Origin of the sequence: Flavobacterium croceum DSM 17960 (assembly GCF_002917885.1) — a bacterium.
In the GTDB taxonomy this organism is placed as follows: domain Bacteria; phylum Bacteroidota; class Bacteroidia; order Flavobacteriales; family Flavobacteriaceae; genus Flavobacterium; species Flavobacterium croceum.
Map to the genome: position 1 here is coordinate 18,872 of NZ_PQNY01000015.1, position 22,358 is coordinate 41,229.

Genomic DNA, 22,358 nt, shown 5'->3' on the forward strand with positions numbered 1-22,358 from the left:
TTATCGTAGAAATTTATCTATTATATATATTATTTGCAACAAAGTAATGTATGAAACACTCACAAGCATTAAGGTTCTAGCCGCTTTTGCTGTGCGCTGTTTGTACAGTTTTACGGCGTACAACAGCATCCATAAACCTAAAATCAACACCAATACACCTGCGTAAATGCTTATGTATAATTGCCCCGTTCTTCCTAAAACAGGCAATAATGAAGCAATTATAAGCCAAATTGTGTACAATATTATTTGTTTGGCTGTAGCGGCATCTCTTTTTCCTGTAGGAAGCATAAAAAACCCAGCTTTTTCATAATCTTCATATAAAAACCAGCCTATTGCCCAAAAGTGAGGGAATTGCCAAAAAAACTGTATTAAAAACAAAGTTCCTGCCTCTATACCAAACTGATTTGTAGCAGCCACCCAGCCCAACATAAAAGGAATAGCGCCTGGAAAAGCACCAACAAATACAGAAAGTGGTGTACTTGTTTTTAATGGTGTGTATAAACTTGTGTAAAGAAATATAGATATAGCCCCAAAAAGAGCTGTTTTTGGATTTATAAAATAAAGTATAAGTAAACCTATTACAGTAAGTAAACTCGCTATAAGTAAAGCTACATTTGGTTTCATTCTACCAGATGCTACCGGACGATTTTTGGTTCTATCCATTAATGCATCTAAATCTTTTTCTATAACTTGATTAAATGCGTTGGAAGCACCAACCATGCAATAACCTCCAATGGCAAGCATAAAAAGAGTTTTCCAACTAAAAGCAAAAAACTCATCTACCCCAAGTAAATAACCCGCCAAAGAAGAAAATACAACACTTACTGCCAAGCCTGCTTTGGTTATTTGTTTAAAGTCATGATAGGTTTTTACCACCGAAAAAGAAGTTGGGTTTGATTCCAAAATATATTATTAAATATAAAAGTGGTGCAAAAGTAACTTATACGAAAGGATTTGACAAAAAACAAAGCATAAATTTATTTTATTTACACTCTTGAATCTATATTAATAATCAAAATACCAATTAAAAATATCACAACGCACTCCAAAACTAAACCATAGTGTATTTTGTTTCTTTACCAAATCGGTATCTTGAGTTGGGGTAAATTTTCGATACAACAAATTAGCAAAGAGCTTCATATTGGTTTGAGGGTTTATAAGGTATCCTGCTTGCAAGTTACCCATCATAATCGTTGTTTTGTTTCCTTGACCTATTTTTACATTGCTATCAAAAGGACGGTTTTCATCATAATCTCTATAGATATTACCGCCGTAATTGTATGTGTCTAAAGCTGTATCAAAATCAAGCCCACGTAAGCCATAAGTAAACTGTGCCTGTGCAAAATAGCGTTGGTATTGGTAACGAGCAATAGCTAAAAGTTCTTTGCTGTTTCCTCCCCAAGGGTGAGCCAAACTTTGATTATTATGTCCGTAATTGGTAAGCACATCGCTATGAGCATATACATAAGGTCGAATATGATTGTATTCTAATTGCAGAAATAAATCTTTTACACGAAAAGCATTATAATATTTAGCTCCTATTTGATAGGCAAATTTGTTCTTCCAGCTATTGTTTACATTTTTCACTTCGTTTAACGAAAACTCATCAAGTAAGAACTGTCCATACAGATTAATACTATTATTCCATTTGTATTTTGCAGTTAATCCTAATAAAGCATTTCCACTTCTAGAAGAAGACGAAAACTCTACAGCTCTGTAAAAAATGATTGGGTTTACAAAACTCATATCAAAACCTCTATTGTTTTGGTTCGTCCAAACTACCGATTCAAAAAGTCCTAAATTAAATTTATTAGTAACATTCCAGCTTAAATAATGGCTCGCAACATATTTTGTAGCATAGGTTCGGTCTACAGTAACAGACTCTCGAACATCTTTTAACCAAGTATATAAATTGGTGTATTTTATTTTCCAAAATTTGGTATTGATTTTAAAATAAGGATACATGCTTGTTCCATCGCCCAATAATAACGAACGATATCCGTCGCCTATAAAATTTCTTCCATAACCCAATTGTAAATCAAAATTCTTACTTGGTGCAAAGGTAATATTGGCTTCGGCCGAAGGAAAATCGTAAGCATTGCTTTTAAAATCTTTGGCAATACCTATACCCGGAATAATGGCTGGGTTTCCTCCTCCTGGTTTTAAAGAATTTGATAAATCGTTGTAATAATCGGCAAAACGCCCTTGACTTTCATATATTGTTGTTGCAAAATTCAGTTTACTGCCTACACCGCCTCTTATTTGCAACCCTCTCGTATTTATATACGTGTAATCAAAATTGCTATTGGTATTTTTTCCTAATTGAATATCAAAAATTGGGTTAAGTGTAAACCAATAATCTTTGCCTTGCAAAGCTACCATGTTTTCGTTCCAAAGTTTTCTACCCCACCACGAAGACTTATTTTTATAGAGCTTTGTAGCTTGATTTTCCAAGTTGTAATAATTACTTACTTCTGCATAGGTAAAAGGCTTAGATGCTGTATGGGTATTAAGCCCCATTTGGTTTAATGAAGGCTCAAATTGCGCATAATAACTATGTGAAAACGGAATAGATAAATTGCTTTTGTATTGAGGGTTCGTAAACGTTGTATTTTCTATACGATCTAATTCTGAAGCAATTTTTTGATTGTTACTTTGAAATTTGTTTGCATTGTATTGTTCTTCTGTAGCGCTATTTTCTAAAGCATTTGGCGCTTGTAAAGGAATTTTTACAGCAAGAGTATATTTCGAATAAATAGGATTTCCATTGTAGGTAGCAGGTGTAACGGTTGGCAGTTTTAAAAAAACTTTTTTTGCTTCTTCTGCCAATTCTGGTTTATCGGTATCTATATAAAGTGTTTTAAAAGCTCCTTTGGTATCTACTTCAAAAAGTACTAATACAGTACCTTTGTAAGTTGAAGAAATCGTATTAGGCACATTGAAATTATGGTACACAAAATCTTGCAATTGTGCATAAAAACATTTTTCTATTTCCGATTGAGAAGCAACTTGACAATTTGGAAATAGCGGAGGCTGCTCGTTTGATTTTTGAGAATACCCAAAAAATGAAACATAAAAAACCAATAAAATACAAATGTGTTTTCTCATTAATGCCTTGGTAATGAATTAATATCCTCCTTGTGCTTGTTCTCCGTATGCAATTGCTTTTGCCGATGAAGTTCCTATTCTTTTTACGCCTAGTTTTATCATTTCTACAGCTTCTTCATAAGTACGAACACCTCCTGCTGCTTTTACAGGAAGAGGATTGCTGTTTTCCAACATTAGTTTTATAGTAGCAACCGTAGCACCGTTGGGCAAATTATTTTCTGTTTTATAAAATCCTGTAGACGATTTTACAAATACATACTGATATTGTTCTTCTTTAAAGTTGCTTATCACTACATTTTTTATCAATGCCGAAATCTGAATAATTTGGGCATCTGTTAAAGCAGCTACTTCTATAATCCATTTTACTATTTTATGATGTTCTAACCCAAGTTTGGTCGCTTCCAAAATTTCGGTTTTTACCAAATTGGTATCACCATTTATAAATGCTTTGTAGTTGCACACAAAATCCAAATCGTCTGCTCCGTCTAAAATAGCTTGTTTTGCTTCGGCAAGTTTTTCTTGCAAAGAGTTTGTACCTTCATGAAAAGAAATTACAGTACCTATAGTTACTTTTGAATTGGCTTCTATTATCATTTTCTTTGCCATAGACACCATATCTGGTCGAATCATTATTAGTTTAAAATTCTCGTCTATCGCTTCTTGAATACAATTTTTAACAATTTGTGTATTTTCCTCTACAGATAAATTGGCTTGCTCGGGAGTTTTCAAATACGTTGAATCTAAATATTGCTTGATATTCATATTTTTAAAATTTATTTTTTGCAGTACTTTATGTAATACTTGCGTGTTTTATTTTGTTTACTATTGCTTTTAATCATTAATACTTGCTTGCTCAAACCTGTTGCTATTAATGGTTTGTTGATTGTAATCAGTAATAACTTTAACTTACCCAACCCAATTATCTTAGCATATACTAGCAAAATCTAAAGGCTATAGCTCAAGTATGTGTCGCTCAATATTATTTTTGTCAAAAGTACTGACTTCTTGACTATTTTACATAAAAAAACCATTCAAATGAATGGTTTTTGTGTTATTTTACAAAAGATGGTTGCTGTAATGGCACCAAGAGCGTTGGCTACTATATCTACTGCGTCTGGAGTTCGGCTTGGTGTAAACTGTTGTAAAAACTCCATGCCTATTCCAAATAGTACAGCTACAAGCATAATTTTGAACTTGGCTGTACGAATAGCTTTACTCCAAAGAATAACAAAAACAAAATAAAATATAAAATGAACTATTTTATCTTTGTTTGGTATAGCAACTTCGCTACCTATAGAACCAATAGAAATAAGACTCAAAAACAGTACTACGGCAGTCCATAGTAATGCCAACCCAAAATAGAACTTGTTTTTAAGCACCTATTAATTCTGCATAAGCTGTACTAGAAAGCAAGTCTTCTAGTTGAGAAGCATCGGCAATTGCTATTTTAACCATCCATCCTTTTCCATAAGGATCTGAGTTTACAAAATCTGGGTTTGTGTCTAGCTCGTCATTAAACTCTACTATTTCTCCTGTTACAGGCAAAAATAAATCTGATACTGTTTTTACTGCTTCTACAGTTCCAAACACTTCGTCTTTTTCGATATTTTGCCCTACTGTGTCAATATCAACATACACAATATCTCCCAATTCTTTTTGGGCAAAATCTGTAATACCAACTGTTGCTGTATCGCCTTCTACTAGAATCCATTCGTGGTCTTTTGTGTATTTTAAATTTTCAGGTAAATTCATAATTAGTTTGTTTGTGTGTTACTATTTTTTATCAAATGTATGATTTCTTCTTTTATTTTAAAAATGATTTTTATTAGTTTCCAAAACTATATCTCAAAGTAAATCCAGAACGAATATTTGTCATTGGGAATGAAGTAGATATAACTGCTTTTGAAAACGAATGGTCGTAGTAGAATAATACTGCTAGATTTTTACTCAAATCATATTTAGCACTAAGTTTTGCTGACCACAAATTTTGACCACCGCCTAGCTGGTTATTCTCGTAATCTAGATACCTAACAATGGTTTTGTTGTTTCTATATGAAAACTCGACTTTCAAATCAATATCGCTTTTTATAATTCCTGTAGGGCTATCGGCCAACTTGGTTGAGAAAATAACGTCTTTAAATCGGTAACCGAATTTAGCAATGTATTCAATTCCTTTCACCTCTGTTAATAAATTATTATCGAAACTTAACGATAAAGCTCGGTCTTTTCTAAGTTCGGCTGCCATGTTAAAAGAGTTTTTGGCTTCAAAATCTATTCGAGCAAGCGGACTAAATTGTTCCATTAAATTTACGTTTCCAACCAATATTGGCGCTCTAAAATTGCTTGACGGATCAAGATCATTTGGATTTAAAAAATATTCTAAATTTGATCGGAACGAATTTACTGTGTATGTTGATTTGTAACTATGAGAGATTGAAAAGCGTTTAAAATTTTCTTTGAAGAACGATAAACGCATCAAACCTGTATACTTAATATTCCAATTTGGAAGTGGGAAATCTCGAAACAACCCTAAGCCTATTTTTTGAGCTCCATCGCCTGCATGCATTGTAGTAAAGCCTGTATATGCCGAAACAAACGCTGGCAACAATACTCTTTGACTATTTTTTCCAAAACCTACAGGATATCCTTCTGCATCTCTAGTAAAATTGGTAGAACCATAATAATCTTCGGCCATACGGTTGGCTATAATCATTCTGTTTCCTCTAAACTCATTGAAAGCTGAAGATCCAAACTCATCACTATGTTTAAAAGAAGATTTTAACAATATTGTAGATATTGAAAAACTTCCTGTACTATAGGGCGAACGAGAATTGTAAGTTCCATCTGGAGAAACATCATACTGTTCTGAGAAATTTTCGGTATAGTTTCGCAAACCTGTAAGCTCGATTTTAAATTCAGGAATTAAGTCTACCGAAGCCGCATAATCGAGCGTTTTGGTTGTTACTTGAGTAAAGTTTTGGTTAAATTCTGGATACATAGTAAGCCAACCTCTGCGAGCTGCTTCGTATCGTACTTCATCTTGTAAACCAAAATTGAAGCCCAACGTTGGTTTTGAAGTACCAAAGAAACCTACTGTAGGCAAATATCCTGGTAGTGCAGTTCCTTTATTTTCAGAATAATTAATTTTAATATCTTTAATACTCGTAGCAAGTTGTTTTAAAAAGTCTACCACGCCATTGCTATCTTGTTGCGCAACGGGTTTTGCTGTTATTTTTTCGCCAGGTTTTGGCGCAGCAACGGGTTTTGGTGCTGTGTTTTTATTTTTTGTTAATCCTAAATATTTGTAAAACGAATCCATATTGAACTGAGTGTTCAATTTATGCGCTCCAGAATTTTGAATGGTGTTTCCTAAATCGTAAGTTCCTGTTTCAGTTTCTATAGAAGCTAAAGCAAATGATGCTCGCTGCCAACTATAATTTCCTGTATAATTGTAGGTTGATTTTACAAAACTCAAAAACGGAATTTTATTTAAAGGCAAATCGTAATTTACGGTTATTTGTTGCGAATGTTGCTTTGGTATACCAATATTCCAATAATCTGTAAAAAGTGTATTGGTGTTATCTGGGTTTCCATTTTCGTCTAGATAATTTCTAACAATGTTATTTGAACTAGCATTAAAATTAACTTTTAAAGCTTTTGTAAGATTATAATTAAATCCGTATTGGTAATTGAACAAATAATTGCGTTGGTAAAGAGATTCCAATCCGATACCTTCTACATCTACCAAACGGTATTGTTGTTTGTTAAATTGTCTGGTAATGTTTGAACTAAATGATATGCTCGATGGTAAATAATTGAGATTAAAATCGCTTAGCAATTTCCAATAACTACTTTTTTTGAACGTTTTATTATTTTTAAAAGGTTCTAATGGTTTTGATTGAAAAGAATAACTATAATCTGCAGCTGTAGTAACTTTTTGATCTACATAGTTTTCAAGTTCATAGTTATGACGCTCTGTTTGATTGTAAGAATACGAAAGCGTAATGTTTTCTGGATCGTAAAAATGAGATTTTTGCTTTTCGCCACGCTCTTTTCTAACCCCTATAAAATTAACACTTCTACGTTTGGTATAATCCATCGCTCTGTTTCTAATATTGCGGCGTTCGGCATCACTTGTAGCAATATCCATGGCTTGTGTGAGTTCGATATCTTGACTATACGGATCGTATTTTGGTGTAATAAATTCTTCGCCAATTCCATAATTAAAAGGAAGTGTAACACCCCATTTTTTTGGGAGTAATTTTCCTAAACTTAAATTGGTAACAATATTGTATTGTTTAATATCGTCTCTACTTCTTTCGTTTGATTTTTCTTCAAGACCTCCAAAACCTATTGTACTCATTTTACCCATAGCAGACATGGTAGCAAAGTCGGCTACATTAGCATCCATACTTGCTACAGCTGCCACACCTCCTTTATTATCCATTTCGGCTATGCGCAATTCATTAAACCAAACTTCTCCTTGTAGGTTTCGCGGTGTCATTCCTGCTTCATTGGTTTTGTTTTTTACACCAACCATCAAGGTTCTTACCAAACCAAAATTTGGATTTCCGCGTATACCCAATCGTAATCGTTCATCACCATCACCACCTTCTACACTAGTGTCTAAATCTGGATAATAAATTTGTCCTGGTGGTATAACATGATTTGCTGAACGTATTTTTAATTGGGTTAATAACGAAAGTGCTAAATCTATTCTATTGGCTTCGGGCCAAATAATTTCGGGGTTAGTTGCTCCCGATTGTGTTTTCTTTAAAGGAACTTCTATTTGGTAGAAATTATCCGTAAAATCGTTACCAAAACGAATAAAACCAACCAATTCATCATCATTAAAACTATAGTCATTAAGCGGCATAGATTCTGCGTGCAAAAACATTTTTAATCGTTTGTATTGACGCATATCTACACTTACATTTTTAAATACGGCACGAGAATCTCCAGGTTCAAGACCGTTATTTCCTGTTCCTCTAACTCTCATACCCAATGATTGCTCATTTTGCTTGATAAGTGTATTGTTGTTGTATAGTTGCTCACGCTCTACTCCTGGTGGAGCTACGTATGGTATAGGCACTCTATTTCCGTTTTCTTGCACGTTTAGTGTAAATACATCTACTTCTGTATTGTCATCACTTACATTGATGTCTGTTGGGTCTAAAGTATTTGTATATCTTCTCCAATCTCCTCGTACTAAATCTAAAGAACCAAAACGCAACGTTATTGGATTATTAAAATTCGTTAAAAACATACGCATAAAACGTATAGATCTAAAATCGGTTATTCCGCCTATTGTATTTTCGGGTTGCGAAATAGGTATTTTATATTGTATCCATCTAGCCTTAGTAGTTGCATTGTTTGGCAATGTAATCGTAGCGGGTCTTATATCTGTAACGTATTTATCGCCTATTTGAATATTAGGTTTAATCTCAATGCTGTATTCGTAATAAGCATTGATAGTATTCATAGTATTGTCTCTATTAATATCTTCTACATCGGGTAATGTAGTAGAGCCTCTATTGGTATCGGTAACCTGTATAGGAGAGTTACCTTCTTGGTTATTGTAGTTTTTATATCTGTCAAATATATTACCTTCTGCATTCAAATAATATTTGTAATTATCTGCTGCGGGGTCTGGAAAAGAAGCAAATTGAGGAAATTTAGTTGCTTCTTCGGCATCATTCAATCCGTTTAACCCTAAATCTTGAGATGCTCTATTGTTTTCATCATTATCAAAAGCATAAATTAACGATTGAGAAGCTGGTGAATTACCCCAAATACTTTGCGCAGCAAGTACTTGACCATTTCCTATACCATTCTCATAGAATTTTTTACCGTCTTTTAATATATCCTCAGAAATTTCACCTAAATTAAAAAACACCCTACCTGTAGTATTAGGGTAGTTGTTTACAGTTCCATCGGAACCTTCATAAAATGGGTCAAGCATCCAAAATTGCAAATACTCCACATTACTTTGTTCAAAGTTAGTCGAAGTTAAATTACGCATAATGCCTCCAAAATTGTCTGTAGGGTTTGGCAATGAATTTGTTGCTAAAAAATCGGGATTAACATTGTATGGTCCTCTTTCTGTAGGAAAATATGATAAATCTAGAGTATTTACTACTTGCGATTGCCCTTGTGCTACATCCGTTACAGGATATAGTTCAGTCATCATAATTCTACGTGTGCTATTGAAAGATAAGTCATCAACATCAACCCCTGCAGGTCTTTGTGTGTAAAATATAGGATCGATAGAATACCATGCTAATTTTGCCCGTTTAAACCCATAATCTAAGGCGCTGCTTAATCCATTAAAATTTGGATAATCTAGCGTATTACCCACAGTAGCTTTAACAGGGACAGAAGATAGTGTCCATGCTTGTGGTGTTTTTAAGTCTATAGTAGATTGAGAGCCTTCAAAATCGTCGATATACACAGTAGCTACTCCATCAAAATTACTAGCTCTTGGAGCACCTGGTTTTAACATGGCTACTTCGCCTCTAAATGAAACATTGGAAGGCACATCGGTATCTACATTGGGCAACATATTTGCCAAACGTGTTAAAAATGGTACTTCTTTTGAAATATTTGTGTTAAGTCCAAATATAGTATTGTTTACAGACTCTTGCCCGTAATCTGATTTTTGAGTAAATGGTCGTTCGCTAAGTTTTAATAAAGTAGCGCCTACCATAATTTTATCAGAAAATTTATGCTCTACATTTAACCCATAAAATCTTCGGGTTTGTTGCCCAAAAATAGAGTTGTTTTCCAAAGAAACCTGAATAGGTGTATTGGACGCTTGTAAAGATGGATCGAGTATTTGCACTCTACCAGCCTGATAATTTACAGTATAATCTACGCCTTCTACAAGCATTCTTCCTCCTGCACTTACACGCACAGAGCCTCTTGGTACATTAATAGCTCCCAACGGTATACCATCGCCACTAGAAGATTTGTATTTTCCTTTTAATTGAAACTTGTTTTTTTCACTTTCTTGTAATGCTGCTGCTTGTGTAGATGTATATAAGGTTCTAAAAACGTATTTTTTTTGATTTTCATTAAAATCTGCACTATTTGTAGGGTCTCCGTAGTAATTATCTGTATTCGAATTACTTAATTTTTCAAACAAATGTCTACCAAAAGGTTCTACAGTAGTAAATAATATTCTTCCGTTTTGTTGGTCTATAGTAAGACCAGGTATAAAATCGAAAAATCCGTCGCCTCCATTTTGAGGGTCATTATTATAATTAAGTCTATCTACATTAAAAACTCTTAACAGAGGAGTTTCTTTTACATCATCTGGCAATGGTGTAGTACCCGCTTGAGTTATATAGTTTAAAGGAGAAGGATCTGTATACATAATGTTAAACTTGAAACCTTCTTTATCTAATTGATAAGCACCTTGAAGCTGATAAACGTTCTTCATCATCAAATTCCAAATAGGTTTTTGAACATTGGTAAGACTGCTTTTCAACATTTTTAAAACCAAAGATTGTGTAGAAGGTATTCCTGCTGCATCTACTGTAGTGGCTTCAACACCATCGTTACCAAATTCTCCTACTTGATACACTTGATCACCTATAGTATATTGATAGGCTACTGCAAGCACTTCATCGTTTGCCAATCGTTGCTGTAATGAAATATAACCCAATTGTGGATGAAAAGTAAATTCGTTGGGTAATAATTTTCGGGCGTTTTCAAGTTTGGCATAATCGGTTCCTTCATCTACAGTTACAGCATTATTAAAGCCCGAATCGGTTGTAGCTATTTCTCTAATACCTGGATTTAACAATCCGCCTGTTTGACCAATAAGTGCAGGGTCGTATGCATTGTTACTATTGTCTGAAGGAGAATCGGTTGGGTTTAAAAAGAATGTTCCTAAAGGAGATAAATTGGCTACTACTCTATTATCTGCCATAAGGGAATTGGTGTAATAATCTGTCAAACGAGCCTCTCCCAAATCTTGAAGAGCCACAATGTTTCGCATATTATTATTGGTAGTAGTAATACGATTTTGCTTATTGGTTACCCAAACTTCTATGCGAGTTATTTGAACTCTACTGTCTATAAAAGGATAGTTTTTTAGGGCTTTATCGTATTGATTTCTAAAATATTGAGAAAGAAAAAAGTGTCTGTCTGCATCGTAATCTTGAGCAAAGATACTAAAGTCTTGTATTGTACCGCCTCCTTGAGATGTTATGGTTTTGGTTTGCGATTTTTGTTCAGAAAAAACACCTGTAATTGTTGTTTTTCCAAATTGTGCTTGTGCTTTTACTCCAAATAAACTTTGTGCTCCTTTTATCAAGGTACTGTTTATAGGCATACTTACATTTCCTACTTCGATTTTTTTGATAATATCGTCTTCTGTAGGCGTGTATTCTAGTTTTATTAAATTTTGAAAATTAAAGGTCGATTGTGTATCGTAGTTAGCATTTACATTAAGTCTAGTTCCAACTTTACCTGTAAGTCCCATACTAATACGTTGGTTAAAATCGAAAGTAGTAGTAGAACGATTTCGGGGTGAAAAAGATGGATTATCTTGTTTTGTATGGCGTATACCAAAATCTACTTCTACCGAACCTGTAGGCTTTACATCTATAGTATTGCTTCCAAAAATAGTTTCAAATAATCCCGAACGCACATAATATCTAGGCAAAAGATTTTTCTTAGCTTCTTCTGAACCTTCTTTTTTACCATCCATAGCATCTAATTTGTCTTTAAAATACTTATGCATGGATTCTCTTCTTACCAATCTTTCATACTCTTTTGGTGTAAGAATAAGTGGATAATTGATATTAAGACCATCGAATGTTTTTTGCAAAATATAGCGATCAGAAACAGGATCGTAAGTATAAGCTTCTTCTATACTCTTCGGGTTTTTAATTTCTATTTTTCCGGTATTATATCCTTTTACGCTATCATTTTCTTTTTCTACTTGTGCCGAAACACTAAAAGTAGATATTAGAAAAAACCAAAAAATAGCTTTTCCAATACTGATATTAGGTACTAAATTGTATATTTTTTTCAACAAATTATAGATTTTTTAATGCCTGTTTAATTATATTCTCCAAAGTAATATCGGGGTTTGCCGCAATTACTTTATCTACTATTTTTTCAGAAGATTTACGCACAAAACCCAACACCTCCAAAGCAGATAACGCTTCTTCTCGCAAAGTATTGTGTTGTGTTGCAGAAACTTCGTCTATATCGTAAATTTTTAACACTTTGTCTTTCAAGTCCAAGATGGCTCTTTGTGCGGTTTTTGCACCGATACCTTTTATAGATTGGATTGAAGCTACATTACCACTCGCTAATGATTGTATAATTTGTTTTGGTTCTAAAGAAGACAGCATAGTACGCGCAATACCAGCACCTATACCCGAAACAGAAATAAGCATTTTAAAAATTTCTCTTTCAGATTTTTCCATAAAACCATACAAAATATGTGCATCTTCTTTTACAATAAGATGTGTATACAATTTTACAAAGTCAGATTGGGGCAATAATGTAAATGTATGGAGTGATATATGAATATGATAGCCCACACCATTGCAATCTATTACAACTTCTGTAGGTGTTTTTTCTACTAGTTTACCTTGTATGTGCGCTATCATATTTTTATTTTATTTTTTTACTTTTTTCTTGGGCATCAACTACAGCTACAGCAGCCATATTTACCATTTCTTCTACACTAGCACCAAGTTGAAATATATGTACGGGTTTATCCATTCCCATAACTATTGGCCCAATAGAATCTACCTTGTACAATTCTTTTAATAATTTGTAGGTAATATTTGCCGATTCTAAATTTGGAAAAATAAGCGTATTTACTTTTTTGCCTGCCAATTTAGAGAATGGGAATTTCTTTTGCAACATTTCTGGATTAAGTGCAAAATCTGTCTGTATCTCACCATCTACTACGAGCTCTGGGTGGTTTTTGTGTAAATAAGCAACCGCTTCTCTTACTTTTGAAGCACTTTCGTAACTCGATGAACCAAAGTTTGAAAAAGAAATCATGGCAATAACAGGCTCAATACCAAACATTTTGACTGTTTTGCTCGTCATCAATGCAATTTTTGCCAAATCATCGGCAGAAGGGTTTGGATTTATAGCTGTATCAGATAAAAACATTGGTCCTCTATTGGTCATCATCATGTTTACAGATGCGATAAGCGAGATACCTGGTGCTTTACCTATGAGTTGCATTAATGGTCTTACTACAGATGGATAGCTTCTTGAGTAACCCGAAACCATAGCATCGGCCTCTCCGTGATTTACCATCATGGCGGCAAAATAATTTCTTTCTCTCATCCATTTTTGGGCATCAAGCAATGAAATTCCTCTGCGTTGTCTTTCTTTCCAATAAATTTCAGCGTACATGTTTCTGCGCTCGTCTTCTTCTGTATCTTTTGGATCAATTATTTCTACATCTGCATCAAAACCTATTTCTGATTTAAGCTCTATTATTTCTTCTTTTTTACCTAATAAAACTGGAAAACCTATACCTTCTTCATAGACTATTTGTGCTGCTTTTAAAACATCTAATTGATCGGCTTCTGCAAACACAATTTTTTTAGGGTTCGTTTTGGCTCTATTGGTTAATAATCGAACCATTTTATTATCAGAACCCATTCTTTCTAAGAGCTCATCTTCATATTTTTGCCAATCTGAAATAGGCTGTTGTGCCACTCCCGATTCCATTGCGGCTTTGGCTACTGCAGGCGGAATTTTGGCTATCAATCGAGGATCAAAAGGTTTCGGTATAATGTACTCTCTACCAAAAACAAGTTTTGTTTCTCCATAGGCAATATTTACTTGTTCTGGAACACTTTCTTTTGCTAATTGTGCCAAGGCAACTACGGCTGCCTTTTTCATTTCTTCATTAATTTTTGTAGCTCTTACATCGAGTGCTCCTCTAAAAATATAAGGAAATCCAAGAACATTATTTACTTGATTAGGATGGTCTGAACGACCAGTAGCCATAATGATATCTTTGCGGGTATCAATAGCTAAATTGTAATTTATTTCTGGATTTGGATTTGCCATTGCAAATACTATTGGATTTTCTGCCATATCCAAAAGCATTTCTGGAGAAACAATATCGCCAGTAGATAGTCCTACAAAAACATCAACACCTTTCATGGCTTCATGCAAAGAAGAATATGGAATATCGGTAGCATATTTACGCTGATTTTCGGAAATTTTTGGATCCGATTTTTGCAACGCTCCTTTACTGTTAAACATTACAATATTTTCTTCTTTCACTCCAAAAGCAACGTATAAATTGGCACACGCAATAGCTGCCGAACCTGCTCCAGAAATAACCATTTTTACTTGACTCATTTCTTTGCCCGCAAGTTCTACTGCATTTATTAGTGCGGCCGCAGATATAATGGCTGTTCCATGTTGATCATCGTGCATTACAGGAATGTTAAGCTCTTCTACCAACCTTCTTTCTATTTCAAAAGACTCAGGTGCTTTAATGTCTTCTAAATTAATTCCTCCAAAAGTAGGAGCAATATTTTTAACCGTTTCTATAAATGCATCGACATCTTTGGTATCTACTTCAATATCAAACACATCAATATCTGCAAAAATTTTAAAAAGCAATCCTTTTCCTTCCATTACAGGTTTTGATGCCTCTGGACCAATATCACCAAGACCTAAAACTGCTGTACCGTTTGATATTACTGCAACCAAATTTCCTTTGGCTGTATACTTATAAACATTGTCTACATCTTTTGCTATTTCTAAACAAGGCTCTGCAACACCTGGAGAATAGGCTAAAGATAAATCTCTTTGGGTAGCATATTTTTTAGTAGGAACTACTTTAATTTTTCCTGGTGTAGGCTTGGCATGATATAATAGAGCTTCTCTGCGCTTGTTATCTTTATGCATATATTTTGAAAATTTGTTATTCTATACAAAGTTATAAGTATGAACTGAATATGGAAACTATTTTAAAGAAAATATAAAAACTGAAAATATTTCGATTATAATTTTAAAGAATTATCCTAAAAACAAATTAAAAATTGCTTTTAGGATAAGTAATAATTTTTAAAAATAATTAATACGAAATAAAAAAATCTGAAGCATTAATTACGCCTGTATGACCATTTGCATTGGTAAGCCATCTAAATTCCATTTGGTCTGTACCTGTGTTTTCATAATACCAAAATTCAAACTTATGGTATCCTTTTGCTAGTTTTACAGTAACTCCATCAAAAACTGTCGCTCCTTGGTCTATCCATCTATTTAAAATCAATACATCATCTACATATACACGAGCTCCATCGTCTGTATAAGATTGCAATTTAAAATCTCCCGTTGTAGACACATAATAATAGCCTGTAAGCTTTACAGTAAAATTATCTCCAGTTACTAAGGCATTTTGTGTGCTGTCATTTAACAAAGATGTACACAAACCAGATGCAGTTAAATTTGACAAATCAGGTTTGTTATTTCCTGGCGAAACTCCTGTTCCTGAAAAAACAAAATATTGCAAACCTGTAGTAGGTGCACTGTTCATCAATTTTATCCATTTATTGGTTTCCCAATAATAATAACCACTATCAATACCATTTGTTCCGTTATGATATACTAAAGTATTGTTTTTTAAAGCGCCTCCTTGAGGATTAACAACTGGAGATGCAACGTTTAATGATGTTAAAGCAACTGTAGGAGCAACAATTCCTGAAGTACTTGAGTTTACATCCAAAATACCATTGGGCGTCGTTGTTTCTATACCAACTTGAGCAAAAGACATACTCAAATAGAATAGAAAAATTAAGATAAAAAAATTTTTCATAGGCTTTTTTGTTTTAAATTTTGCAAAGTTAAAATTTATCCTTTAAAAATTTTACATTTCGCACAAAACCTTGAAATTTAGTTCTTTTCACTGCCGAATTTTTAAACACTTCATTAAAAGTTTCTTGTGTAATCTCTTCCCAATCTTTTTTTGTAAAATGAAGCAAATTTTCGTGTGGCAAAAATTTTTCTTCTTGGTGAGGTTTTGAAAATTTATTCCAAGGGCAGACATCTTGACATATATCGCAACCAAAAATCCAATCTTGAAATCTTACCTGCATATCTTCGGGTAAATTGTTTTTAAGTTCAATGGTATAGTATGAAATACATTGACTGCCATTAACCACATAAGGCGAAACTATGGCCTCTGTAGGACAAGCATCTATACAAGCCGTACAGCTACCACAATGATTTGTGGTAGGATTATCGTATTCTAATTTTAAATCGACTATAAGTTCGGCAATAAAATAAAAAGAACCCGTCTTTCTAGTAATTAAATTGCTGTTTTTCCCTACCCAGCCCAAACCACTTTTTGCAGCCCAAGCTTTGTCTAACACAGGTGCAGAATCTACAAATGCTCTTCCATGTACTTCTCCTATTTGTTCTTGAATGTAAGCTAACAAACTCTTTAACTTATCTTTTAGCACAAAATGATAATCTTCGCCGTAAGCATATTTCGATATTTTATAACTGCTATCTCTTTGTTTGTTTTCTGGATAATAATTTAATAAGAGAGAAATAACACTTTGGGCACCATCTACCAAAAGTTTAGGATTTAGGCGTTTATCAAAATGATTTTCCATGTAAGCCATTTCCCCATGATAATTTTGGTTAAGCCAATGCTCAAGTCTTGGGGCTTCTTCTTCTAAAAATTCTGCTTTAGAAATTCCGCAAGCTAAAAATCCGAGGCGTTTTGCTTCGGATTTAATAAGACGAGTATGTTTTTCGGCAAGGTTATACATCGAACAAACCTCCTTGTAAATTACGATTTATTTTACCTAAATGTTTGTATGCTTTTTCTGTAACCTCTCGACCTCTAGGGGTTCTTACTATAAATCCTTCTTGAATTAAAAAAGGTTCATAGACTTCTTCTATGGTTTCTCCACTTTCTGAAACTGCGGTAGCTAAAGTAGAAAGACCAACAGGACCTCCTTTAAACTTATCAATTATCGTTTCCAATATTTTATTATCCATTTCATCAAGACCATGCGCATCTACATGTAAGGCTTTTAATGAAAACTTTGCAATTTCTATGTCAATTTTACCATTGCCTTTTATTTGAGCAAAATCTCGTACACGACGCAATAGAGCATTGGCAATACGTGGAGTTCCTCTACTTCGTCCTGCAATTTCTATGGCAGCTTCCATAGTAATAGGCATTTTTAATATAGATGCACTTCGCTGAACAATTGTTGTTAATAATTCTGTATTGTAATACTGCAATCTACTCTGAATACCAAAACGAGCACGCATGGGTGCAGTAAGTAATCCAGAACGTGTAGTAGCCCCAACTAATGTAAAAGGATTTAAATTTATTTGTACAGAACGTGCATTGGGTCCAGATTCTATCATTATATCTATTTTAAAATCTTCCATTGCAGAATATAAATATTCTTCTACTACTGGACTTAAACGATGTATTTCGTCTATAAATAAAACATCGCGCTCTTCGAGATTTGTAAGCAATCCTGCCAAATCCCCAGGTTTATCCAATACAGGACCAGAGGTAATTTTAATTCCTACACCTAGTTCGTTTGCCAAAATATTTGCAAGCGTGGTTTTTCCTAGACCCGGAGGGCCATGAAACAATGTGTGATCCAATGCCTCATTACGCAAATTGGCAGCCTTTACAAATATTTGAAGGTTTTCCAAAACTTGTTCTTGACCTGTAAAATCACTAAATTCTAATGGTCTGAGTTTTTTTTCAAAATCAAACTCTTCTGATGTAAAATTAGTTCCTGTTGCGTCTAAATTATCATTCATAAATACAAAGATAAGCAACTACAATTAAAAATGCCTTTCTAAAATTAGAAAGGCATTTTTAATTTATAAAGATAATTAAGTATTAATGATGTAAAACCTCTTCTCCAGGTAACATTGGTACATTTTGAGGAACAAAGTCTTCTTCATGACCTGGTTTACTGTAATCATAAGGCCATCTATGAACTTCTGGTAATTCACCTGGCCAGTTACCATGAATATGTTCTACTGGAGCTGTCCACTCCAAAGTATTAGATCTCCATGGATTTTGAGGGGCTTTTTTACCAAAGAACATACTATGGAAGAAATTCCATAAAAACACCAATTGAAAAGCGCCACCGATTAAAGCAAATAAAGTTACTACAACATTAATATTTGCTAAATCATCAAACAATGGGAAATTTGTATTTGTATAATATCTTCTTGGTAAACCAGCCATACCTAAAAAGTGCATTGGGAAAAACACCCCATAAGCACAGATTGCAGTTACCCAAAAATGTATATATCCTAAATTTTTATTTAACATTCTTCCAAACATTCTTGGATACCAATGATAAATACCAGCAAACATACCATAAAGTGCAGAAATACCCATAACTAAGTGGAAGTGAGCTACCACAAAATAAGTATCGTGTACATTTATATCTAAAGTACTATCTCCAAGAATAATACCTGTTAAACCACCTGTAATGAAAGTAGAAACTAATCCTATTGAGAACAACATACCTGGATTCATTTGCAAATTACCTTTCCATAATGTAGTAATGTAATTAAAAGCTTTAACCGCAGATGGTATAGCAATTAATAACGTTGTAAAGGTAAATACCGATCCTAAAAACGGATTCATACCCGACACGAACATATGGTGTCCCCAAACAATGGTAGATAAAAATGCAATAGCTAATATAGACATAATCATTGCTCTATAACCAAAAATAGGTTTACGAGAATTTGTAGCTATAACTTCTGAAGTGATACCTAAAGCAGGTAGCAATACAATATAAACTTCTGGGTGCCCTAAGAACCAAAATAAATGTTCAAATAATACTGGTGAACCGCCTTGATAATTTAACACTTCTCCAGCCAAATAAATATCTGACAAGAAGAAAGAAGTACCAAAGCTTCTATCCATAATTAATAAAAGAGCAGCAGACAATAATACAGGGAATGAAATAACACCAATTACAGCAGTGATAAAAAATGCCCATACAGTAAGAGGCAATCTTGTCATGCTCATTCCTTTTGTTCTAAGGTTTAATACGGTAACGATATAGTTTAACGACCCCATTAATGAAGATGCTATAAATATAGCCATAGATACTAACCATAATGTCATACCTAATCCAGAACCAGAAATAGCTTGAGGCAATGCACTAAGTGGTGGATATATAGTCCAACCAGCTGATGCAGGTCCAGATTCTACAAATAAAGAGATAACCATGATTACACTTGACAAAAAGAATAACCAGTAAGAAATCATATTCATAAAGCCCGATGCCATATCTCTTGCACCAATTTGTAAAGGAATTAATAAATTGCTAAAAGTACCACTCAAACCTGCAGTAAGTACAAAGAACACCATTATAGTACCGTGTATGGTTACTAAGGCAAGATAGGTTTCATTAGTCATAACCCCATCAGGAGCATGTTTTTCGCCAAGGAAAAAACTAAAGATTTTAAATGACTCTTCTGGCCATGCAAGTTGCATTCTGAAAAGCAAAGACATACCAACACCAATAAGTCCCATAACAATACCTGTGATAAGATATTGTTTGGCAATCATTTTATGATCTATACTAAAGATATACTTTGTAATAAAAGTATCTTTATGATGATGTTCATGGTGGTCGTGAGAATGGTTATCGTGTTCGTGACTCATTGCTGACATATATTATATTGAGATATTAGTTTTATTATTTTACTGCTGGAGTTTCTGCTACAACGGTTGAATCAACTTTTGAAGCCGAAGAATCTTTTACAGAAGTAGATTTTTCTTCAGATGAAGCTGCTTTTTCTTTTGCGTCATTTTTAACAGCAACAGCAACAGTGGCTGAAGATTTTTCTGCTAACCATTTGTTGAAATCCTCTTTAGAATCTACAACTATTTTCATTTGCATATTGTAGTGAGATGCACCACAAATTTTATTGCACAATAGTAAATAATCAAACGTATAAGAATCTAAAGCAGGTTTCCCTTCTTTTGCTAAAAGAGCGCTTTTTGCTTCACGAATTTTATTAATATTGTCTACTTTCTTTTTAATTGCTTCATCATTACGCATATCTGCCGTAGTAACAGTAGGAATAAATGAAAATTGAGTAACCATACCTGGAACACAATTCATTTGTGCTCTAAAATGAGGCATAAATGCAGAGTGAAGAACATCTTGAGAACGTATTTTAAATATAACTCTTCTGTCTTTTGGCAAATGCAATTCACTTACCACAAAATCATCTTGAGCATTTGGATCTGAAAGATCTACACCTACAGAATTTGGCCCTTCAATAAAACGAACATTGGCTTTTCCTAATACGTTGTCTTTTCCAGAATAACGAGCTTCCCATGAAAATTGCTTAGCATATAGCTCAATTACAATAGGATCATCTTTCTTTTCATCAAAAAACATAATATCACTCCAATTGTACAACCCGTAAAAAATTAATACTGCTAAAACGATAGCTGGAATTGAACTCCAAATAAGTTCTAATTTATTATTATCTGCAAAATAAACAGCTTTTTGACCTTGTTTTCCTGTATATTTAAAAGCAAAATAATGCAATAAGGCTTGTGTAATTATTTGAACGGTAAAGATTAATACCATTGAAATAGTCATCAAATTATCGTATTCTGGACCATGCAAAGAAGCTGGTTTGCCAAGAACAACAGGACCCCATTTTATCATACTAAAAAGCATGAACACATAAATGAATCCTAAAAATGCAAACATCAGATAACCATTTACTTTATTATCATTATCTGTCGCAATTTGCAAATTGTCTTCGGGTTTAACTCCTATTTGAGTTAAGTCAAATATTTTTACCAATTGCCAAATTGCAACTGAAATTAATACTAAAACAATAAGTACTAAAAATCCCGTCATTTTTTATTCTTTAAATATTAATAATGAAAATGTTTGCTTTCTTCCATAAATGGATTTCTTTTTGGTGTAAGAGGCACTTTTGATAAAGTACTAAATACTACAAAAATAAATAATCCTAAGAAAAATAATACTGAACTTATTTCTGAAACTCCAATACTAGCTTGAGTACCTACCGTTGATGGCATTATCATTACATAAAAATCTACATAATGTCCTACTAAAATTACAATACCTGCGGTAACTACTATTGGAGCGATACGTTTGAAATCTGTATTGATTAAAGTTAAGAATGGAAAAACAAAATTAAGAAATACCATACCAAAGAAAGGCAAATTAAATTGTTCGATTCTTGTTTTGAAGTAGGTTACCTCTTCTGGTATATTTGAATACCATATCAACATAAATTGAGAAAACCAAAGGTAAGTCCAAAATACACTAATACCAAACATAAATTTAGACAAATCGTGAATATGACTTGAATTTACATTCTCTAAATATCCTTTGGATTTTAAATACAATGTAACCATTGAAATAGTAGTAATACCACTTACAAAGAAACTGGCAAACACATACCAACCAAACAAAGTACTAAACCAATGTGGATCAACAGAAAGTATCCAGTCCCAAGACATGATAGACTCAGAAACTATAAATAAAACTAAAAATAGAGCCGATAGTTTGAAATTCTTTTTATAAAAAGTATTATCGTTAGATTCATCTTGAGCAAGACAATTTTTTCTAGACAATATTCTATAAGTATTCCATATTACTAAGAATACAATTGCTCTAATAATCCAAAATGGAAAATTTAAATAACCCGATTTACCTTGTATTAATTCGTCGTGAGCTACAACTTCTTTATCCATCCAAATAAACAAATGGTTAAAGTGAAAGCCAGACAAAAGTAATAATACAAAGAATATAATTGAACCTGGCAATAAATAAGAAGAAACCCCCTGCATCACTCTAAATAATACTGGAGACCAACCTGCTTGTGCGACTTGTTGAATAGCATAAAAAACCAAAGCTCCTAATGAAACTAGCATAAAAAATATACAAGCAACATACAAAGCTGCCCATGGTTTATTTTGCAATTGATGAAATACATGCTCTGTATGTTCTTTATGTTCGGCTTCAGCATGAGCCTCTTTCTTTTCTGTATGATGCGCTGTTGCCTCAGTGTGAGTAGAACCATGATGAGATTCCTCTGCTTTAAGCATTGTTTCTACATCTTGAATATTTTTAGGAGCACTAAAAAAACCATATCCAATACCTAATACACCAATAATCATTAGTACAAAAGATAGGGTTTTTAATTTACTTGAAAATGTGTACATATCTATAAGATTC

Annotated in this window: 14 protein-coding genes; all 14 read right to left on the bottom strand. The window is 33.5% G+C overall.

Annotation, left to right across the window (positions count from 1 at the left end; translation table 11 throughout):
* The 14 genes from cyoE to Q361_RS11020 all read right to left on the bottom strand — a co-directional run bounded on the left by cyoE (position 1) and on the right by Q361_RS11020 (position 22,345).
* The gene (cyoE, locus tag Q361_RS10955; RefSeq protein WP_103726777.1) at positions 1–903 is read right to left on the bottom strand and encodes a heme o synthase; all 903 of its coding nucleotides are present in this window, start codon (positions 901–903) and stop codon (positions 1–3) included.
* Between the two features lie 102 nt (positions 904–1,005).
* The gene (locus tag Q361_RS10960; RefSeq protein WP_103726778.1) at positions 1,006–3,108 is read right to left on the bottom strand and encodes an energy transducer TonB; all 2,103 of its coding nucleotides are present in this window, start codon (positions 3,106–3,108) and stop codon (positions 1,006–1,008) included.
* Between the two features lie 18 nt (positions 3,109–3,126).
* A complete protein-coding gene (gene deoC / locus Q361_RS10965) occupies positions 3,127–3,870 on the bottom strand; it encodes a deoxyribose-phosphate aldolase (RefSeq protein ID WP_103726779.1) in 744 nt (247 codons plus the stop codon).
* 269 nt (positions 3,871–4,139) lie between these two features.
* Positions 4,140–4,487 (bottom strand): VanZ family protein, encoded by a 348-nt coding sequence (locus Q361_RS10970; protein WP_103726780.1) that lies wholly within the window; start codon positions 4,485–4,487, stop codon positions 4,140–4,142.
* The gene (gene gcvH / locus Q361_RS10975) at positions 4,480–4,860 is read right to left on the bottom strand and encodes a glycine cleavage system protein GcvH (RefSeq protein ID WP_103726781.1); all 381 of its coding nucleotides are present in this window, start codon (positions 4,858–4,860) and stop codon (positions 4,480–4,482) included. Before gcvH ends, Q361_RS10970 begins: the two co-directional genes overlap by 8 nt.
* Positions 4,861–4,933: 73 nt before the next feature.
* Entirely contained in the window at positions 4,934–12,151 is a 7,218-nt protein-coding gene (gene sov, locus Q361_RS10980; protein WP_169929296.1) for a T9SS outer membrane translocon Sov/SprA, read from the bottom strand.
* Between the two features lie 4 nt (positions 12,152–12,155).
* Positions 12,156–12,737: a Holliday junction branch migration protein RuvA gene (ruvA, locus tag Q361_RS10985; RefSeq protein ID WP_103726782.1), complete on the bottom strand. Its 582-nt coding sequence runs from the start codon at positions 12,735–12,737 to the stop codon at positions 12,156–12,158.
* Between the two features lie 4 nt (positions 12,738–12,741).
* Positions 12,742–15,021: an NADP-dependent malic enzyme gene (locus tag Q361_RS10990; RefSeq protein WP_103726783.1), complete on the bottom strand. Its 2,280-nt coding sequence runs from the start codon at positions 15,019–15,021 to the stop codon at positions 12,742–12,744.
* A gap of 169 nt (positions 15,022–15,190) precedes the next feature.
* Positions 15,191–15,931, bottom strand: coding sequence for a PA14 domain-containing protein (locus tag Q361_RS10995; RefSeq protein ID WP_103726784.1), 741 nt, complete (start codon positions 15,929–15,931; stop codon positions 15,191–15,193).
* A gap of 28 nt (positions 15,932–15,959) precedes the next feature.
* Entirely contained in the window at positions 15,960–16,892 is a 933-nt protein-coding gene (gene queG, locus Q361_RS11000; RefSeq protein ID WP_103726785.1) for a tRNA epoxyqueuosine(34) reductase QueG, read from the bottom strand.
* A complete protein-coding gene (ruvB, locus tag Q361_RS11005; RefSeq protein ID WP_103726786.1) occupies positions 16,885–17,913 on the bottom strand; it encodes a Holliday junction branch migration DNA helicase RuvB in 1,029 nt (342 codons plus the stop codon). Before ruvB ends, queG begins: the two co-directional genes overlap by 8 nt.
* An 82-nt stretch (positions 17,914–17,995) precedes the next feature.
* On the bottom strand, positions 17,996–19,798 hold the full coding sequence (locus tag Q361_RS11010; protein ID WP_103726787.1) for a cytochrome c oxidase subunit I: 1,803 nt from the start codon (positions 19,796–19,798) through the stop codon (positions 17,996–17,998).
* A gap of 25 nt (positions 19,799–19,823) precedes the next feature.
* On the bottom strand, positions 19,824–21,008 hold the full coding sequence (locus tag Q361_RS11015; RefSeq protein WP_103726788.1) for a cytochrome c oxidase subunit II: 1,185 nt from the start codon (positions 21,006–21,008) through the stop codon (positions 19,824–19,826).
* A 17-nt stretch (positions 21,009–21,025) separates the two neighbouring features.
* Positions 21,026–22,345 carry a quinol:cytochrome C oxidoreductase gene (locus Q361_RS11020; RefSeq protein WP_103726789.1) on the bottom strand — a complete coding sequence of 440 codons (1,320 nt, stop codon included), beginning with the start codon at positions 22,343–22,345 and terminating at the stop codon, positions 21,026–21,028.
* Positions 22,346–22,358 lie beyond the last annotated feature (13 nt).

Coding starts and splice junctions, on each gene's coding strand:
- ruvB (WP_103726786.1), bottom strand. CDS start 17,913: ATGAATGATAATTTAGACGCAACAGGAACTAATTTTACATCAGAAGAG.
- Q361_RS11015 (WP_103726788.1), bottom strand. CDS start 21,008: ATGACGGGATTTTTAGTACTTATTGTTTTAGTATTAATTTCAGTTGCA.
- Q361_RS11020 (WP_103726789.1), bottom strand. CDS start 22,345: ATGTACACATTTTCAAGTAAATTAAAAACCCTATCTTTTGTACTAATG.
- gcvH (WP_103726781.1), bottom strand. CDS start 4,860: ATGAATTTACCTGAAAATTTAAAATACACAAAAGACCACGAATGGATT.
- Q361_RS10990 (WP_103726783.1), bottom strand. CDS start 15,021: ATGCATAAAGATAACAAGCGCAGAGAAGCTCTATTATATCATGCCAAG.
- Q361_RS11010 (WP_103726787.1), bottom strand. CDS start 19,798: ATGTCAGCAATGAGTCACGAACACGATAACCATTCTCACGACCACCAT.
- Q361_RS10995 (WP_103726784.1), bottom strand. CDS start 15,931: ATGAAAAATTTTTTTATCTTAATTTTTCTATTCTATTTGAGTATGTCT.
- ruvA (WP_103726782.1), bottom strand. CDS start 12,737: ATGATAGCGCACATACAAGGTAAACTAGTAGAAAAAACACCTACAGAA.
- deoC (WP_103726779.1), bottom strand. CDS start 3,870: ATGAATATCAAGCAATATTTAGATTCAACGTATTTGAAAACTCCCGAG.
- queG (WP_103726785.1), bottom strand. CDS start 16,892: ATGTATAACCTTGCCGAAAAACATACTCGTCTTATTAAATCCGAAGCA.
- Q361_RS10960 (WP_103726778.1), bottom strand. CDS start 3,108: ATGAGAAAACACATTTGTATTTTATTGGTTTTTTATGTTTCATTTTTT.